This is a genomic window from Saccharothrix stipae (genome assembly GCF_054781895.1).
Map to the genome: position 1 here is coordinate 475,817 of NZ_BAAGTN010000001.1, position 17,583 is coordinate 493,399.

Annotated in this window: 16 protein-coding genes and 1 pseudogene; 9 read left to right on the plus strand and 8 right to left on the minus strand. The window is 72.4% G+C overall.

Annotated elements, in window-relative coordinates:
- Positions 1–250: 250 nt before the first annotated feature.
- Positions 251–961: a helix-turn-helix transcriptional regulator gene (locus ACYVLT_RS02065; protein ID WP_461118330.1), complete on the minus strand. Its 711-nt coding sequence runs from the start codon at positions 959–961 to the stop codon at positions 251–253.
- Between the two features lie 78 nt (positions 962–1,039).
- On the opposite strand from ACYVLT_RS02065, the gene ACYVLT_RS02070 reads away from it, so the two are divergent.
- The 5 genes and pseudogenes from ACYVLT_RS02070 to ACYVLT_RS02090 all read left to right on the plus strand — a co-directional run bounded on the left by ACYVLT_RS02070 (position 1,040) and on the right by ACYVLT_RS02090 (position 5,114).
- Positions 1,040–1,480, plus strand: coding sequence for a hypothetical protein (locus tag ACYVLT_RS02070; RefSeq protein ID WP_461118331.1), 441 nt, complete (start codon positions 1,040–1,042; stop codon positions 1,478–1,480).
- A pseudogene (gene folE, locus ACYVLT_RS02075) lies at positions 1,477–2,107 on the plus strand (GTP cyclohydrolase I FolE). The gene ACYVLT_RS02070 and the pseudogene folE overlap by 4 nt, the downstream one beginning before the upstream one ends.
- Positions 2,108–2,258: 151 nt before the next feature.
- Positions 2,259–3,089: an MEDS domain-containing protein gene (locus tag ACYVLT_RS02080; protein WP_461118332.1), complete on the plus strand. Its 831-nt coding sequence runs from the start codon at positions 2,259–2,261 to the stop codon at positions 3,087–3,089.
- Complete coding sequence (locus ACYVLT_RS02085) at positions 3,086–4,039, plus strand: anti-sigma factor RsbA family regulatory protein (RefSeq protein ID WP_461118333.1); 954 nt, start codon at positions 3,086–3,088, stop codon at positions 4,037–4,039. Before ACYVLT_RS02080 ends, ACYVLT_RS02085 begins: the two co-directional genes overlap by 4 nt.
- A 100-nt stretch (positions 4,040–4,139) precedes the next feature.
- A complete protein-coding gene (locus ACYVLT_RS02090; protein ID WP_461118334.1) occupies positions 4,140–5,114 on the plus strand; it encodes a methanogen output domain 1-containing protein in 975 nt (324 codons plus the stop codon).
- 31 nt (positions 5,115–5,145) lie between these two features.
- Here the strand turns inward: ACYVLT_RS02090 and ACYVLT_RS02095 are convergent, their stop codons facing one another.
- The 6 genes from ACYVLT_RS02095 to ACYVLT_RS02120 all read right to left on the minus strand — a co-directional run bounded on the left by ACYVLT_RS02095 (position 5,146) and on the right by ACYVLT_RS02120 (position 13,097).
- On the minus strand, positions 5,146–7,467 hold the full coding sequence (locus ACYVLT_RS02095; protein ID WP_461118335.1) for an Orn/Lys/Arg family decarboxylase: 2,322 nt from the start codon (positions 7,465–7,467) through the stop codon (positions 5,146–5,148).
- A 241-nt stretch (positions 7,468–7,708) separates the two neighbouring features.
- Positions 7,709–8,632: a patatin-like phospholipase family protein gene (locus ACYVLT_RS02100; RefSeq protein ID WP_461118336.1), complete on the minus strand. Its 924-nt coding sequence runs from the start codon at positions 8,630–8,632 to the stop codon at positions 7,709–7,711.
- Positions 8,633–8,697: 65 nt separating this feature from the next.
- Positions 8,698–9,900, minus strand: a complete 1,203-nt coding sequence (locus tag ACYVLT_RS02105) for a hypothetical protein (RefSeq protein WP_461118337.1) — start codon at positions 9,898–9,900, stop codon at positions 8,698–8,700.
- Between the two features lie 13 nt (positions 9,901–9,913).
- Positions 9,914–10,969, minus strand: coding sequence for a fatty acid desaturase family protein (locus ACYVLT_RS02110; RefSeq protein WP_461118338.1), 1,056 nt, complete (start codon positions 10,967–10,969; stop codon positions 9,914–9,916).
- A gap of 219 nt (positions 10,970–11,188) precedes the next feature.
- Positions 11,189–11,626 (minus strand): DUF6292 family protein, encoded by a 438-nt coding sequence (locus ACYVLT_RS02115; RefSeq protein WP_461118339.1) that lies wholly within the window; start codon positions 11,624–11,626, stop codon positions 11,189–11,191.
- A 220-nt stretch (positions 11,627–11,846) separates the two neighbouring features.
- On the minus strand, positions 11,847–13,097 hold the full coding sequence (locus ACYVLT_RS02120) for an FG-GAP repeat domain-containing protein (protein ID WP_461118340.1): 1,251 nt from the start codon (positions 13,095–13,097) through the stop codon (positions 11,847–11,849).
- Positions 13,098–13,480: 383 nt separating this feature from the next.
- Here ACYVLT_RS02120 and ACYVLT_RS02125 point away from each other — a divergent pair, with 383 nt between their 5' ends.
- The 4 genes from ACYVLT_RS02125 (at position 13,481) to ACYVLT_RS02140 (ending at position 17,180) form a co-directional block, all read left to right on the plus strand.
- Positions 13,481–14,578 (plus strand): sensor histidine kinase, encoded by a 1,098-nt coding sequence (locus ACYVLT_RS02125; RefSeq protein ID WP_461118341.1) that lies wholly within the window; start codon positions 13,481–13,483, stop codon positions 14,576–14,578.
- Complete coding sequence (locus ACYVLT_RS02130; RefSeq protein WP_461118342.1) at positions 14,575–15,240, plus strand: response regulator; 666 nt, start codon at positions 14,575–14,577, stop codon at positions 15,238–15,240. The genes ACYVLT_RS02125 and ACYVLT_RS02130 overlap by 4 nt, the downstream gene beginning before the upstream one ends.
- 116 nt (positions 15,241–15,356) lie before the next feature.
- On the plus strand, positions 15,357–15,773 hold the full coding sequence (locus ACYVLT_RS02135; protein WP_461118343.1) for a hypothetical protein: 417 nt from the start codon (positions 15,357–15,359) through the stop codon (positions 15,771–15,773).
- Positions 15,774–15,779: 6 nt separating this feature from the next.
- The gene (locus tag ACYVLT_RS02140; protein ID WP_461118344.1) at positions 15,780–17,180 is read left to right on the plus strand and encodes a DJ-1/PfpI family protein; all 1,401 of its coding nucleotides are present in this window, start codon (positions 15,780–15,782) and stop codon (positions 17,178–17,180) included.
- Here ACYVLT_RS02140 and ACYVLT_RS02145 read toward each other — a convergent pair.
- Positions 17,129–17,497, minus strand: coding sequence for an STAS domain-containing protein (locus tag ACYVLT_RS02145; RefSeq protein WP_461118345.1), 369 nt, complete (start codon positions 17,495–17,497; stop codon positions 17,129–17,131). The two genes, ACYVLT_RS02140 and ACYVLT_RS02145, sit on opposite strands and share 52 nt — an antisense overlap.
- Between the last annotated feature and the right edge of the window lie 86 nt (positions 17,498–17,583).

The window sequence follows — 17,583 nt, forward strand, 5'->3', positions numbered from 1 at the left end:
ATGCAGGACACAGCGGGAAACCGCTTTCCCGGCGAATGCTAGATGGCTTGGACCCACTGGTCAACGATGGTTTTCGAGCCCGCCGAACGGGACATTGTCGAATACCGTCGAACGTCGAGGTCAACGACTGGAACATCGATCACGGGTCATATTTGTGAACAACCTCGGCCGACTCCGGTCACACTTGTGAACAAATGTCACCCGAAAACCCATTGTCGGCGTCGACGGAGTTTCCCCGCCGTGCGCGATGTCAGTCGGTCGGTGCCAGTCGGACGCAGCACCGGCCGGGCGCGGGGTCGAGGTGCGCGGTCAGGCCGGTGCCGGCGAGCCCGTCGAGCAATCCGTCGAGCAGGCAGAGGTTCATCCCGCACACGAGTTCGGTGTGCCGGCGGGCCAGGCTGTGGAACGGGCAGTTGCCGAGCACGATCGCGGCGTCGCCCGGGTCGTCGGACGCGCGCGGCTCGAACCCGAAGCTCTCCAGCGTGCGCAGCGCGGCGAGTCGCCCCTCCTCGCCGTCACGCGCGGCGCGGGCGTCCTCACCGAGGTCCCGGCCGAGGTCGCGGGCACGTCGGTGGAGCACGGCGCGCGGCTGCTCACCGGAGGTCTCGACCTCGGCCAGGACATCGGCCAGGAGCAGCCCGGCCAGCTCGTAGCGACGATCGGGCAGCGAGACCGAGATCTGCGCCGCGGCGCGGCGGTACAGCTTCGACGGCCGCCCGGCGCCGGGACCGGTGCGGCCGGTGCGGCGCTCGTGGACGACCTCCAGCAGCCCTTCGGCGACCAGTCGGTCGAGGTGGAACGCGGCCGTGGTGCGCGGCACCGACACGGCTTCGGCGGCCTCGTCCCGGCTCACCGGTGCGGGACGGCGGACCACGAAGTCGTACAGCCGACGCCGGGTGGGCTCGTCGAGGGCCGCGACGGCGGACACGGGCGACACCGGCGGCTGGTCCTGCTCGGCCATTCTAAAAACCACTTCCATTGACGAAATCGGGGCGACGGTTCTAAGGTTAGCCGAAGTTGTCGTTAGAAGGAGGATGTCATGGCCACCGAGGTGTCCGGCGCCGGGCCGACGGGTCGAGTGCTGCGTTCCGACCCCGCTCACCAGGCGTTCCTGCTGCTGCTGCGGACGGTGTTCACCGTCGCGCCCGTGCTGTTCGGGCTGGACAAGTTCGCCGGCCTGCTCGCCGACTGGCCGCGGTACCTCGCGCCGTGGGTCGACGGGATCGTGCCGGGCACCGCGCAGCAGGCCATGTACGCGGTGGGCGTGGTGGAGGTCCTGGCGGGCATCGCGGTGGCGGTCGCGCCCAGGTTCGGCGGGCTGCTGGTCGCGGCCTGGTTGGCGGGGATCATCGTCAACCTGCTGACCATCCCGGGCCACTACGACGTCGCGCTGCGGGACTTCGGCCTGCTCGTGGCCGCGGTGGCGTTGGCCCGCCTGGCCGTGCGGCACGCGCCCGGCGACCGCGGCCGGGCGGCATGACCGAGCCCGCGCCGCGGCCGGTGCGCGGCCCGGGCGCACCCCGGCGGTTGCAGGTGGTCCACGGCCGGGACGGGATGGACCTGGAGGCCGCGCAACGGGCGGTGGCCGACCTGCTGGCGGCGCTGGGCCGGGACCCGGCGTCGGAACACCTGGCCGACACGCCGAGGCGGGTCGCGCACGCGTACGCCGAGATGCTCACGCCGCGCGAGTTCGACCTGACGACGTTCCCGAACGAGGAGGGGTTACGACGAGCTGGTGCTGGCCCGAGGCATCCCGGTGCAGTCGTTGTGCGAGCACCACCTGCTGCCGTTCCAGGGCGCGGCCCACGTCGGGTACCTGCCCGGCGGGCGCATCCTCGGCCTGTCGAAGCTCGCCCGGGTGGTCGAGCTGTTCGCGCGCGACCTCCAGGTGCAGGAGCGGCTGACCAAGCAGGTGGCCGACTGGCTGCAACGGCACCTCGCGCCTCAGGGCGTCGGCGTGGTGATCGAGGCCGAGCACCTGTGCATGTCGCTGCGCGGCGTGCGCGCTCCCGGATCCCGCACCGTCACCTCGGCCTTGCAGGGCGTGCTGCGGGAGGACGCCCGGTCACGGCAGGAGTTCTTCGCCCTGGCCGGTGTCCACGGATAGGCGGACCACCGTCGCCGCCGTGGTACGTGCACCGGTACATTGCCACTGCCGGGCGAAGTACGACGTCGTGTAGACCCGCCGCCGGCGTGATCGCGCTGTCACGCCTCGGCCGCACCTCTAAGTTGGTTTCTGTATGCGCAGGTCGGGGATAGTGCAGCACACGCGGGACCTGGGCCGTCACGATCACGTCTGCTGGTCGTACGACGACCGGGCGGACGTCGGGCTGCGGGTGGCCGAGTTCCTCGTCGACGGGCTGGCGCGGGGCCAGCAGGTCCTCTTCGTCGGCTCGACGCACGCCGAAGCGCTGACCGAGGCGGTCCGCCGGGTCGACGGGATCGAGGCGGCGCTGGCCACCGGCGCGGCTCGGGTGACCTCGCTGGAGGCGATCTACCCCGGTGGCGGCGTCATCGACCCCGAGCACCAGGTCCGCGCCTACGCGACGGCCACCGAGCAGGCGCTGACGGCCGGCTACCAGGGGCTGCGGGTGGCCTCGGAGGCGACGCCGATGGTGCGCAGCCAGGCCCAGTTGACCGCGTTCCTGCACTACGAGCACCTGGTCGACCAGTACATGGCCGATCACCCGTTCACCGCGCTGTGCGCCTACGACCGGACCCGGCTCAGCGAGCAGGCGCTGGAGCAGCTGGCCAGCGTGCACCCCAGCACCAACCTGCCGGGGGTCGGTTTCCGACTGCACGCCTCGGCCCTGCCCGGCCACAGCGCCGAGCTCAGCGGGGAGGTCGACATGTTCAACCGGCACGTGCTGATCGAGGTGCTGGACGGGATCCGACCGGACTCGCGGGACGGGCGGCTCGTGCTCGACGGCGCCGATCTGACGTTCATCGACCACCGCGGGCTGATCAGCCTCGACGCGTACGCCCGCAGCCGTGCCACCACCCTGGTGCTGCGCACCGCGTTCCCCGGCGCGGCGCGGATCGCGACACTGCTCGACCTGTCCGACGTCCAGGTCGAGGACGTCGCATGAACGCCCCGACGCACACCACCGGCACCGGGCCGGACCCGCTGTTCGTCCACCCGGCCCTGTTCTACCGCTCCGACCAGGAGTACCTGGCGGCCCTGGTCCCGTTCATCACCGACGGCCTCGACCAGGGGCAGCCAGTCGCGGTGGCGGTGCCCGGCAAGCGCCTCGACCTGCTCCGCGACGCGTTGGGCGACACCGCCCGGCACGTGACGATGCTCGACATGGCCGAGGAGGGCCGCAACCCCGGTCGGATCATCCCCCGGGTGCTGCGCAAGTTCGCCGACGCGCGCACCGGCGGCCACGTGCGCATCATCGGCGAGCCGATCTGGGCGAGCCGCTCGGGCACCGAGTACCCCGCGTGCGCCCAGCACGAAGCGCTGATCAACGCCGCGTTCTCCGGCCGGGACGTCACCATCCTGTGCCCCTACGACACGTCGGCGCTGGACGCCACGGCGATCGCGGACGCCAGGCAGACCCACCCGGTGGTCTGGGAGGACGACCGGCGCTACCCCAGCGACCACTACGCCCCGGACAGCGTCGTGGCCCGCTACAACGCGCCGCTGCCGGACTACGCCGACGACCGCGTGTTCCCGGTCGGCGGGCCCGCCGAGCTCTCGGGCGCGCGCCGGTTCGCCGCCGAGCGCGCCCGCGCGTCCGGGCTGGCCGGGCGGCGACTGGCCGACCTCGAACTCATCGCGGGCGAACTGGTCGCCAACAGCCTCGTGCACACCTCCGGCCCGTGCCGGCTGGCCGTCTGGTCCGAGGACGGCCACCTGGTGTGCGAGGTCCGCGACGGCGGGCGGCTGACCGACCCGCTGGCCGGGCGCAGACCACCGGAGCCCGGTCTGGCGTCCGGGCTGGGGTTGTTGCTCGTCAACGACCTCGCCGACCTGGTGCGCGTGCACACCGGCCCGGACGGCACCACGGTGCGCGCGCTCCTGCGCCTGCCTTGATCCTCGGCCGCGTGTCCGCTGACACGCCGGCGCGAGAGGAATACCCTTCATCCCGTGCGGCCCGCGCCCCGCGGCCGACGACCCGGAAGAACGTGCGGCTGTGGACTGGTTCCTGGACAGAAACGACCGGAGGGTGCCGACCGCGCTGCGCCGCGACATCCGGGACTACCTGGCCCGCCACTCCGACGCCACGCCCGACCAGCTGGCCGACGCCGAGCTGATCGCCGAGGAGATGGTGGCCAACGCGATCGACCACAGCGACGGCCCGGTCTGGGTGTCGCTGGAGTGGCCCGGGGCCAGCCCGGTGCTCGCCGTGCGCGACATGGGCGCCACCTTCGACCTCCCCCGGCACGTCCCCGACCCCGCGCAACCCCGCGGTCGCGGGCTGTGGCTGATCTCCCAGCTGGCCCCCGAGTTCACCGTCGCCGCCCGGAGGCTCGGCAAGTCCGTCGAAGCGGTGCTGCCCGTCACCCGGCCGGTCGAGCCCGTGACCCCGCCGAGGCAGACCGTCAACCCCTTGCCGCACCTGTCCGAGGCCGTGCCGGCGGGCGGGTTCGGCCGGGAGAGCTTCCTGCGGGCGCTGGTCGTGCAGCTCGCCAACGCCGTCGAGGAGCAGCAGGGGCCCGAGGCCGCGCAACGCGCCATCGCCCAGGTCGCCGTCGACATCGGCGGTCAGGTCGAACTGGAGTTCCGGCAGGCCACCGAGCTCACCGGGACGTCGCTGTCGGCGGAGCAGATCGCCGACTGCGTGGTCCGGCTCAAGGCGGCCATCGGCGGGAGCTTCCGCGTGGTCGACGTGACCGACGAGCGGATCGTGCTGGTCAACGGCCACTGCCCGTTCGGCCCGGAGGTGCGGCACTCGCCGTCGCTGTGCCGCATGACCACCGCGGTGTTCGGCGGCATCGCCGCGCGCAACACCGGCCGCGCCGCCGTCACGCTCGAAGAGCGCATCGCGCTGGGCGACCCCGGCTGCCGGGTGGTGATCCACCTGGGCGCCGCGGCCGCCACCGCGACCCGTGCCCACCACTTCACCGCCACGCCGGATCGGCCCGGCCCGCTCACCGCGGGGCGTTGAGCAGCGCGGTCGGCAGCACCGCCCCGCGCCGTTACTCGACCACGCAGGAGATCCAGTACTTGCCGCCCTCGTGGTGCACGCCGTGCGTCTCGCTGGCGAACCCCGGGAACGTCTGGTCGAACGCCTCCAGCACGCGCAGGTACCGGGGCAGCGGGCCGTCGGGCGAGCCGACGCGCTCGCCGGGCACCAGCACCGGGATGCCCGGCGGCGTGGTGGTGACCTGGGTGGCCACCACGCGGTCGGCCAGGTCGGGCAGCCCGACCAGCTCGGTCCGGCCCTGGATGAAGCACTGGTAGGCCTCGGCGGGCGTGAGCACGGCCGTGGGCGGCGTCGGGCTGGTGAACGCCTCGTTGAGCAGCTGCACGATCTTGCTCTCGGCCAGGCTGTGGTGCATCTGCTCGCACAGCTGCGGCAACGTCAGCCGCCCGTACCGCTCCGGGTGCGCCTTCACCAGGTCCGGCAGCACCTCGCCCAGCGGCGCGTTGTCGTCGTGCAGCTGCTTGAAGTCGGTGAGCGCGTCGAGCAGCGTGCCCCACTTGCCCTTCGTGATGCCCATGGAGAACAGCACGAGGAACGTGTAGACGTCGGTCTTCTCCACCACGATCCGCCGCGTCTCCAGGTACGCGGTGATCACCCGGGCCGGGACGCCGAACGCCGACACGTCACCCAGCGCGTCCACGCCGGGGCAGGTGATCGTCACCTTCACCGGGTCGAGCAGGCAGAAGCCGGGTTCGAGGTCGGGGAAGCCGTGCCACTCGGCGTCCGGCTCCAACGCCCAGCAGCCCGGTTCGGTGCGCAGCAGGTCCAGCGGCGCGTGCTCGAACGCGATCCGCTCGCCGGTGGCCGGGTCCGCGACCTCGCGCGGCTGCCAGACGCCGAAGAACCACGGCGGCCGGTCGTCGGCGTCGGCCAGCCGCTTGCCGAGCCGGATCATCGCCTGCCGGAACCGGACCGCCTCGGTGATCGCCTCGGTGGTCAGCCACCGGCCCGCCGGACCGTCCATCATGCCCGCCGCGACGTCGCAGGAGGCGATCATCGGGTACAGCGGCGACGTGGTGCCGTGCATCATGTAGGTCTCGTTGAACCGGCTCCGGTCGAACGGGGCCTTGCCGCCGGACTTCACGTGCACCATCGCCGACTGGGACAGCGCGGCCAGCAGCTTGTGCGAGGAGTGGGTGGCGAACACGGTGGGGCGGTGGGACTCCGGCAGCCCGTCGCCGTCGACCGCCATGCCGTAGCGGCGCGCGTAGAGCGGGTTGAACCGGCCGTAGGCGAACCACGCCTCGTCGAAGTGCAGCACCCTGGTCGAGGCGCCCAGCAGTTCGTTCACCCGGACGGTGTCGTAGCAGAGCCCGTCGTAGGTGGAGTTCGTGATGACCGCGTACGCCGGGTCCGGGCTCACCGCGTCCGCCGCGATCGGCGTGCGCCGGACCTGCTCGCGAACGGCGTCGGCGGTCAGCCGCTCCGGCGGGATGGGGCCGGTGATCCCGTAGCCGTTGCGGGTCGGCACGAGGTAGACCGGGCGCCCGCCGGCGAGCGTGACGCCGTGGTTGATCGCCTTGTGGCAGTTGCGGTCCAGCAGGGTGATCTCGTCGTTGGCCACCGCGCTGTGGATGATCATGCGGTTCGAGGACGACGTGCCGTGCAGCACGAAGTAGGTCTCGTCGGCGCCGAAGATCCGGGCGGCGTTGCGCTCGGCCTCGCCGACCGGGCCGGTGTGCTCGAACAGCGAGCCGAGCTCGCCCACCGACACCGAGATGTCGGTGCGGAACAGGCGCTCGCCGTAGTAGTCGAAGAACGCCCGCCCGACCGGCGACTTGAGGAACGCGATGCCGCCCGCGTGGGCGGGGGTGTGCCACGAGTACGGGTGCGTGTCGTCGAACCGGCGCAGCTCGCGGAAGAACGGCGGCAGGATGTGGTCGAGGTACTGGCGCGCGGCGAAGTCGACCCGGCCCGCGATGAAGTCCGGGGTGTCCTCCAGCAGCCAGATCCAGCCGTTGATGACCTCGGACACCCACAGCGGCGTCTCGTCGCTGTAGTCGCCGGTGGTCAGCAGGAACACCGGGAGCCGCGAGGAGAACCGGTCCAGCAGCATCCGCAGCACCCCGCCGGGGATCGCCGGACCGGTGTCGGCGGGCTGGACCGCGCCGCCGGCCAGTTCCCAGCTCACGATGGCGGCGGCGAGGTCGGCCTGCGAGGTGATCGCCGAGGCGGCGTCGGTGGTGGAGTGCACCACCATCACCTCGTGCCCGCACTCGCTGAGGTGCGCGCACACCTGCTCGACCTTGGCCGCCGGCACGGTGTTGTCCTCCGCCGGCTTCTCCGCGGCGATGAGGATGGTGGACCGGGTCACGAGGATCAGCTCCTAAAGGCGCGCCACCGGGTACCACCCGAGCGTAGGAGCGGCGCGCGGGCCTGGCGGTTCAATCACCGGTCCGTGGCGCAGGCTCACTCCACAGTGGAGGAACCGCTTCGCTCGGTCGAGCGAGCACTCCACGGCGCCACCGCCCGACATCACACCATCGGGTGACGCAACCCGAGCGCGGTTCACCTCCCCCGCACCGGAACGACGCGGCGGGCCCGGGGACGACCGATCAGCCGTCCACGCCCGTGACGTCCGTGCCCGCGGTCAGCACGCCGTCGCCGTCGACCTGCCCGATCGTGGCCAGCGACGCGAGCCCGTCGGTGTAGCCGAGCTCCTCCAGCTTCCGCAACCGCTCCGGGTCCACTTCGAGCCGACTGCTGACCAGGGCCGGGTCCGTCGGGCTGATCCGGATGACGCGGATGCCGCCGATCGAACCGTGCGAGACGATGCGGTCGACCGCGTCCGCCAACGGGTTCAGCGTCAGCATGAGGTGCTTGATGGTGGCCGGGATGCCCGGGAAGTGCTGGATCATCCTCGCCTCACGGCCCTGGAGGGTGCGGGCGAGCCGGCGCTCGGGCACGCTGCTGATCGCCACGACGACCTCCGGTGCCCGCACGAGGGCGCGCAGCAGTGGCAGCGGGTCGGCGATACCCCCGTCCACGTAGCGCCGGCCGCCGATCAGCACCTTCGGCGGGTACAGCGCCGGGATCGCCATCGTGGCGCGCAGCGCCTGCACCAGGTCCTCGTCGGTCGCCACCTGCGCGATGTCGATGTAGTGCGCGCGAGCGGTCTCCGCGTCGGTCAGGCCGACCTCGAAGACGAGACCGCGGCTGCCCAGCGACTCGACCGAGATCGGCGTCAGCTCGCGCATCGTGGTGACCAGGTAGTCGACGTCGACGATCCGGCGCAGCCGCGAGGGGTTGATGAACCTCCGGTTCGCCAGCACCTCCACCAGCCGCTGCCCCGTCGCCGCGACGGCGGGGGCGTGCTCGTCGGCGATGTGGCTGGCCAGCACGGCCGCCGACACGCACCCGGCGCTCGCGGAGTGGATCGAGGTGACCCGGTTGGCCAAGCCGCTGTCCACCAGCGCGCGCACCGCGCCGAGGCAGTAGATCGACCGCATCGCGCCGCCCTGGATCACCACCGAAACCATGACTTCCTCCTCTGCGACAACCCTGACGACCCGCGAACGCCTGTTCCGCGATCAGTCCTCCACGCTCAGGTGGACGTGAAGTACTTGATCAGCTGCACGACGATCGCGGACAGCGGCCCGAGGATCGACAAGGCGCCCGCCACCAACCACTTCTGCCGGATCGGCGTGGACGGGACCCGCTCGACCAGTTCGAGCCGCCGGTAGGCGACCAGGACGCGCAGCAGGCTCGCCACCGAACCGTCCGCCACGCCACCGGAGATCGTGTCCGCGATCTCCCGCCGCTGCTCCAGCTTGTCGTGGCGCACCTGCCTGCGGAAGTTCAGGTTCACCTGGACGAAGACGTAGATCACGATGCCCGCGAAGACGACGATGACCAGTGCCGCGGCGACGCTGCCGATGGCGGGCTGCACGAAGAACGACATGGCCCACACGCTCAACAACGTGCAGACCACGCCCGCTTCGAGGTTCGACACGATCTGCCGGAGGCTGGACCAGCCGTAGAACCCGTCGGGGTTCACCATGTTGGCCTTGAAGCGGTAGTCGTCGCGGCACCTGCGCAGGAACCTGACGTAGGCCAACCCCAGCACCGACTCCGCGTAGACCGCGTACACCCCGAGCGTGCCGAAGACGACCCACACCACACCGCCCGGCCGCAACGGCGTCAGGCTCGCCCACCACTCGGCGTAGACGCCGCCGGGGACGAGGAACTCGAAGAGCTTCGACCCCAGCAGGAGGTTGACGCCGAGGGTGAAGCCGAACGCCGCCAGCAGGGTCAGCGGCGCGAACCGCCCGTGCCGCTCGAACCTGCGGTTCATGTCGGTGACCGCCTCGATCAGCGCCGACTTCCCGGCCGGGGTGTAGCTCACGCACCCGGCTTTCGCCATGTCCGAGTGCAGTGCCGACGCGCCCGTGTAGAGGTCGTACACCAGGCCGAGCGACACCACGATCGTGACGGTGAGGACGAGCGACGGGTAGTCGCGCAGGTAGGGCACCGCCCTCGTGCCGGTCGGGTCGGAGTCCCGGAAGACGAACAGGAGCAGGTCCTGCCACAACGGTGGGCCGGCGGTGGTGAAAAACATCCCGGAGACCATCGCCGCCCACGACGCGGCCACCAGGGTGACGACCGCGACCAGCAACGAGAACGCCAGGGGCTTGACGTTGCGGCGGCGCAGCCTGCTGAGGATCAACGGGTCGATGAGGAACGGCTGGATGTCCGGCACCTCCGCGGGCGCCGGCGTCGCGGTCTTCGGCTGCTCGGTCTGCGTCATGGGTTCGGCGTCCTCAAGGGGTCGACAGCTGCCGCAGCAACCGACCGTGCGACCTGACCGCGGCGGTCAGCGTGGGGTGGGCGGGCAGGGTGAACCCCATCTCGGCCAGGCACCGGTCGAGCCTGCGGGTCACGGCGGGCAGCTCCAGGAACGACAACGACGGCGCGAGGTGGTGCACGACGTGGAAGCTGGTGCCGCCGCTCAGCCACCACCACGGCCCGAACCGCGCGGTCCGCACGTCGGTCGTCCTGACCAGCTGTTCGCACAGCGGCCACTTCATCGAGTAGTCGTCGTCGCCCTCGGCCAGCTGGGTGTTGTGCTGGACCTGCGTGACGACGGAGACCAGCGTCCCGGTCACGACCTGGAACACCGCCAGCGCGAGCACCGCGTCCAGCGGCGGGAGGACCAGGAACAGCGGCGTCCAGAACACCGCGAACGGGACGTACTTGTCGGCCAGGAACACCCAGCCGGGCGGCGCTCCGGCGAGTTCCCGGCAGTAGGCGAAGCGGTGGCGCTGCCACAGCTCCCCCGGCTTGAGCATGTTCACCGTGGCGAACGGCAGGAGGAACCACAGGTACACGTGCTGGGCGCGGTGCAGCGGGCGCCACCGCTGCGTCCCCACCACCCTCGCCACCTGGCCGAACTGGATGTCCGGGTCGAACGCCGGGTTGCTCACGTAGCGGTGGTGCAGCCGCACGTGCTTGTACTGCCACCACCGCGGGCTGAACCCGACCGGCGCCGACGCCAGGCGGGTGACGGTCGCGACGAGGAGCGCGGGCAGCCGGGCGTTGCCGTGCACGGCGTCGTGGAACCAGGAGCCGAGCAGCGAGACGACGCTCAACGCCAGGCCGACCGCGCACAGCAACGTCCACGGCTCGTCGACGAGGAGCAGGCCGGCGTAGGAGGACGCCATCAGCAGCAGCCGGGGCGCGAGGTCCTTGGCCTTCGCCAAGGCGGACGGGTGGGTGCGGTGGCCGAGTTCGTGCCGGCGGAAGTCGCGCAGCCGCTTCTCCAACTCACCACTTCGAATCGGGAACACGTTCGGCCGCACGTCCGCGTACACGACCACGTCCCACCTCCGTCCGAACAGGCGACACACGCGTCATGACCGACATCGTCGGACCTGGTCGACCGTTACAGGATTACACGGGCGTGGCGCTCCCGTCCCTCTTTCGATACCTCTCGCCACGACACCGAGATATTCCTGTCGGGTGGAAATAATGCGAGGATCAATTACGAACGGATGTTCCGGCCGGGAATTGGGCCGGCGGCGCGGTGCTGCGGGCGGTCACACCCGCTCCGCGCGCGGCATGGGCACGTACACCGCGGCGGTGTAGGGGGCCAGGCGGCGGACCAGGTCGTCGGGCGTGTGGTGCGGCACCCGGACTCGGGCCGGCACACCCAGGTCACCGCGGAACAGGCCGCGTGCCCACCGGGCGACCGCCGCGGGCGACGGCAGGACGTCGGGGCCGAAGTGCGCTTGGACGATGACGTCCTCGCCGCTGTGCGTCTCCACCGCGGCCGACCAGCCGCCGTCCTCTTCCCACAGCAGCGCCACGTCCCGGTCCGGGAACCCCGGTAGCCGGCCGTCCAGCGCCAGGTACGCGGCCGCGGGCCGCTCGGCCTGCACGTACGAGCACTCGCCGGTGAGCCCCAGTTCCTCGGTGACCCGCCGCACGTAGCCGCGCAAGCCCCGCATCAACGCGTCGTCGAAATCAAGCTCCATCGCGCATCGCCGCCTTATACCCGGTAGACCGGGGTGAGTGTCGACGCGCCGGCTGTTTGACGCCCCGATCAGGTACCCCGATCGGGCGAGTCGTAAAACCCCGACACCGGCACTGCTCCGATCCAGTCCCTTCCGCAGCAGGTCGACGCGCCGGGTCGACGCGGCGAGTCGGCGCCGAGAGTCAGCCCCGGGAGTCGGCCCTGGGAGTCGGCGCCGGCAGTCAGCCCTGGGAGTCGGCGCCGGTGAGGTCGGCGAACTGGATCCGGACCGGGTCGCCGACCCAGCCCTTGCCGATCAGCACCGAGGCGTGCCACGGGTGGTCGGGGAAGGAGTGGTTGTTCCACCACGCCGTGGTGGTGCCGTCGGTGTTGATCGAGATCAGCTCGTCGAAACCGTCGCCGTCCAGGTCGGCGAAGCGCAGGCACGTCGGGTCGGCGAGGTTCGGGCCCAGGTCCACCTCGGCGCTCCACGGCGGGGCGGGGAAGGCGCCGGTGTTGCGCCTGGCCCGGATGTGGGCGGTGTCGTCCCGGGTGACCACCTCGGCCTTGGCGTCGCCGTCGAGGTCGGCGAACCAGGTGGGCCCGGGCGGCGCGTGGCCCAGGTCGACCGGGTCGCCCCACGGCCGGCCGGGGAAGCCACCGGTGTTGGGCCAGGCGCGGACCACGCCGTCGACGGTGATCATCTCGTCCCGGCCGTCCCCGTCCAGGTCGGCGAAGTGGGTGTCGGTCGTCAGGCTGGTGCCGACGACCAGCGAGACGTGCCAGGGGCGGTCGGGGAAGCCCTGGTCGTTGCGCCACGCGGTGACCGCCCCGTCGGTGGTGATCCGGACCAGCTCGTCGAAACCGTCGCCGTCCAGGTCGGCGAAGCGGGTCAGCGCCGGGTCGGTCGGGCCGAGCACCATGCCGACGGGGTCGCTCCACGGCCACCCCGGGAAGCCGCCGGTGTTGACCCACGCCCGGATCGTGCCGTCGGCGGCGGTGTGGACGTCCACCATCTCGGCCATCCCGGCGGCCGGCCGGGGTGGCGGCGGGTCGGTGCCGGCGGCGACCACGGCCGCCGTCGTGCCGCCGAGCACGAGCGCCGCGACCAGGGACGCGGTCAGCCACCGCCGGCGCGGCGCGCGGCGGGGCGCCCCCGGTCGCGGGAGCGCTTCGGCCGTCACGAGCGGCTGCGGGTGCCGTTCCGGTTCCGGGGTCGCCTCACGCGTCACGTCCGCGGCGACCGCCCGCCACCGGCACTCCCACTCCTCCGCGTCTCCCCCGCACGCCCGCACGTACGCCAGGGTGACGGCGAGGCTCGGCAACTCACGGCCCGCGGCCGCCCGCGCCAACGTGGCCGGGGCGTAGTGCGCGCGCCGCGCCAGCGCCCGGTACGGCGGGCCACCGGCCTTCTCCCGCAGCAGGCGCAGGTCGTGGGCGAACAGCGGCACGGCTCCCGCCTGCGGGTCAACCGGGCTCTCCGGCCGTGGCATGCGCCTCCCCCTCGTCCGACCGGCCCGGTCGGGTTGTCCCGGCGTGCCGGGTTGTCTCCCGTTGATTGTCTCGGCCGCGAGACGCGCGGAAACAATTCCCCGATTCGGTAGAACTGGATAGCAGCGCGAGCACGGTCCGTCGCCTCTTTGCCCTATCGAGTGAATCAACTCCCCGCACACCGGAAATACCGCCGGCACGCGGGAGGGGAATGGCGCCGGGAGGCTCCGCGCACACCGTGCGGTGGCGCCGCGCTGGGGGTGTGGCGCCACCGCACGGCCAAGTGGTCGACGTCGGCCATGTCGGCGGTCGTGTTCGCGGTCGTGCGGGATGGCCGGCCGCCGCGCGGTTGACCATGGCGTTCGGGGTCCACCACAGTGAGGGCGTGCAGAGGGCGTTGAGCATCCTGGCGGTGGTCGCGTACCTGACGCTGCCGCTGGGGTCGGCGAACTTCGAGCAGTCGCTCGTGCCGACGCTGCTGGTCGGGCTGGTCTACGGCGCGCTCGCGATCTTCGGGTTCCCGGTCGTGCAGCGGCGCGGCACGGCGTTCGCGGTCGCGTACGTCCTCGTCCAGCTGCCGTTGGGCTTCGTGCTGTTCGCGTTGTCCGGAGCGGCGGTCGGGGCCGTGCTGCTGCTGGTGGTCCTGGTCGCGCAGAGCGTGCTGCTGCTGCCGCTGCCGGCCGCCGCCGCGGTGGCCGCGGTCATCCCGTTGATCCACGTGGAGATGGCGTGGCCGGACGGGCTGCGTGAAGGGCTGAACACACTGGCCGTCACCACGTTCACCATCGTCATCACCGAGCTGCTGGTGCGGGAGCAACGCGCCCGCGCGGCGCTCGCGGCGGCCAACGAGCAGCTGCGCGGGTACGCCACCCAGGCCGAGCAGCTGGCGATCACGCAGGAGCGCAACCGGGTCGCCCGCGACATCCACGACGGGCTCGGCCACCACCTGACCGTCGTGCAGATGCTGCTGCAAGCGGCACGTGCGGTGATCGGCACGGCCGACCCCGACCGGCTCGACGCGATGCTGGCCAAGGCGCAGGACCAGTCGAAGCAGGCGCTGGCCGAGGTCCGCCGCTCGGTCGGCGCGCTGCGCGAGCCCCGGTCCGCGCCGCTGGTGGACGCGCTGCGGGAGCTGGCGTCCGAGGTGACCGAGGCGGGTGTGCCGACCGGGGTCGAGGTCCGCGGCGCGGCCCGCGCGGCACGGGTGGAGGTCGAGGAGTCGTTGTTCCGGGCCGCGCAGGAGGGGTTGACCAACGTCCGCAAGCACGCCGACGCGACCGCCGCGACCGTCGTGCTGGACTACGCGAGCGTCGACCTGGTCCGGCTGGAGGTGCGCGACGACGGCCGGGGTCTGCCCGACGGACCGGGCGACGGGTTCGGCCTGCTCGGGCTCCGGGAACGGGTGGCCGGGCTGGGCGGCCGGGTGTCGGTCGACTCGCCCGCCGGGCGGGGCCTGACGTTGACCGTGGAGGTGCCGGCGTGACCGCGCAGACCACTCCGGTCCGCGTGCTGATCGTGGACGACCAGGCCCTGTTCCGGGAGGCGCTGGCGACGTTGCTGGAGGTCCAGCCGGAGATCGAGGTGGTCGGCGAGGCCGGTGACGGCGAGCAGGCCGTGCGGTTGTGCGGCGAGCTGGCGCCGGACGTGGTGCTGATGGACCTGCGGATGCCGGTGCTGGACGGTATCGCGGCGACCGACCGGCTGCGGGTCGAGCAGCCCGGTGTCCGGGTGCTGGCGCTGACGACGTTCGACGACGACGCGGACGTGTTCGCGGCGTTGCGCGCCGGGGCGGTGGGTTACCTGCTCAAGGACGTCTCGTCGGGCCGGTTGGTCGAGGCCCTCGTCGCGGCGCGGCGCGGCGAGTCGGTGCTGCAACCGTCGGTGGCGGCGAAGCTCGTGGCCAGGGTGGCGCGGCTGCCGCACGAGGACGCGCCGGCCCGGCAACCGCCGGCCGTGCCGCTGTCCGAGCGCGAGCTCGACGTCGTGCGGCTGCTCGCGCAGGGCCGCAGCAACCGCGAGATCGCGGCGAGCCTGTTCCTGGCCGAGGGCACGGTGAAGAACCTCGTCACCGGCGTGCTGTCCAAGCTCCAGGTGCGCGACCGCACGCAGGCGGCGCTGCGGGCCAGGGAGCTCGGGCTCTGCTGAGGTCACGCCGGCAGACGTGACCACCGGCATGACCTTCGGCACCTGACGGCGGTCGGCCGCGACCGGAGGATCTCCGTTGTACACCGGACGTGCCACATCGCAACGGAGGAGCGGCAATGAGTTCCGAGCAGACGATCACCCCGAACGGTCGGCGGCCGTGGCTGAAGGGTCCGGTGCCGCGGTTCGCCCGGCACGCGCTGGAGATGGCCGTCGCCATGGTGGCGGGCATGGTGGTGCTGGAGCCGGTCTGGTCGCTCGCGTGGCCCGGCCTGGCCGACGTGGTGACCGCGCACGTGCTCGTGATGGCGACGAACATGTCGCTGGGCATGGCGGTGTGGATGCGGATCCGCCGGCACGGCTGGGCGGGCATCGCCGAGATGTCGGCCGCGATGTACGTGCCCTTCCTGGTGCTGCTGCCGTTGCACTGGACCGGCGTGCTGTCCGCGATGGCGCTGATGACCGCCGGTCACGTGCTGATGGTCCCGGCGATGCTGGGCGCGATGCTGCGCCGCCGGCACGAGTACGGGTGCTGAGCGGTCATGCGCAAAGCCCTGCGGAGCACCGGCACCGCACTGGTGTTCGTGCTCGCCGCCCTCGCCCTGCCCGCCGCCGTCGGCGCGCCGACCGTCCGCGCCGCCTTCGACGACCTGAACGCCCCGCGTGCGGACGGCGCCACACCGTCGCCCGCACGGGTGACACACGATCCGGGCAAGCCGACGGCGGTGGTCGTGGTCGGCGACCGCGGCGCCGTCGTGTCCGACACCCTCGCCCCCTACGAGGTCCTGGCCACGACGGGCGCGTTCAACGTCTACGCGGTCGCGCCGTCGGCGGGTCCGGTGCCGCTCACCGGCGGCCTCGACCTGGTGCCGGACCTCACCTTCGCCGGGTTGGCCGACCTGCTCGACGGCGGGGCTCCGGACGTGGTGGTCGTGCCCGCCATGCCCGACGTCGGCCGGAGCACGTCGAAGCCGGTCACGGACTGGCTGGACCGGCAGGCGACCGGCGGGTCGCTGCTGCTGGGGGTGTGCAACGGAGCGGGGGTGCTGGCGTCCGCCGGTCTGCTCGACGGGCGTGCCGCCACCGCGCACTGGTTGCGGGTCGACTCGTTCCGAAAAGACCACCCGGCCGTGAACTGGGTGCGCGGCACGCGGTACGTCGACGACGGCGAGGTCATCACCACGGCGGGCATCCTGTCCGGTCTGGACGGCACGCTGCGCGTGGTCGAACGGCTGGTCGGGCCGCAGGCCGCGGTCGAGGCGGCGCGGGCCACCGGCTGGCGCCACCACCGCCGGGGCGGCGCGGCTCCGATGGCACAGGCGGACCTGCGGCCCGCCGACGCCGTCGTGGGCGTCAACACCGCGTTCGGCTGGGACCGCGACACGATCGGGGTGCTGCTCACCGACGGCGTGGGCGAGATCGAGCTGGCGTCGGTCTTCGACACCTACGGGCAGTCGCTGGCCGTGCGCACGCGGTCCGTCACGCCCGGTGTCCAGCCGGTGCGGTCGCGGCACGGTGTGACCTTCGTGCCCAGGGCGGACCCGACGGCGGCGGACGACCTCGACCGGTTGGTGGTGCCGGGCGCGGACGCCGCTCGACGCCGGGTGGCCGACCAGTACGCCGAGTTGGCGCCGGTCTACCCGCACCAAGAGCCCGGTTTCCCGTTCGACGGCGTGCTGCGCGACCTCGCGCGCACCACCGACGTGGCCACCGCGACGTGGACCGCGAGGGTGTTGGAGTACCCGACCGACCACCTCGTGCTCAGCGGGCCGGCGTGGCCGTGGACGCGCACGCTCCGGCCGGTCGCGCTCGCCGCCCTCGGCGTGCTCGCCGCGCTCGGCCTCATCCGGGTGGCACGGTCGGTGCGCGCCCGGCGGCGGTCACCAGAGCCTCAGGTCGACACCAGTCGGATCGCCGTGACGGCGTCGTCCACGGTGCGGTGAAGCGGTAGTGCCGCGTCGACCTGGCTCATCTGGAGCGGTCGCAGCACCGGGCGGTTGTCCGCGACGACGCCGAACGGGATGCGCAGCCGGTCGGCGCGGTGGTGGGCGTTGACCAGCATGGCGATGCCGGTCGAACCCATGAAGTCGACTTCGCGCAGGTCCAGCACCACACCGGCCGGCCGCCCGTCGAACGCGGCGTCGAGGTCGGAGGCGACCGGCGGGCGCGAGGCGGCGTCGATCGCGCCGGACACGCTGACCAGCAGGATGTCGCCGTCCAGCTCGGTGGTGGTCGTGCGGTGGACCGGGTGCTCGTCCATGGCGGGCCCTCCTCGCGGTCGCCAAGCCTGCGGCACTGCTACCCGCGAGACACTGCTACTCGCGCACGGAACCCGCAAACGCTGGG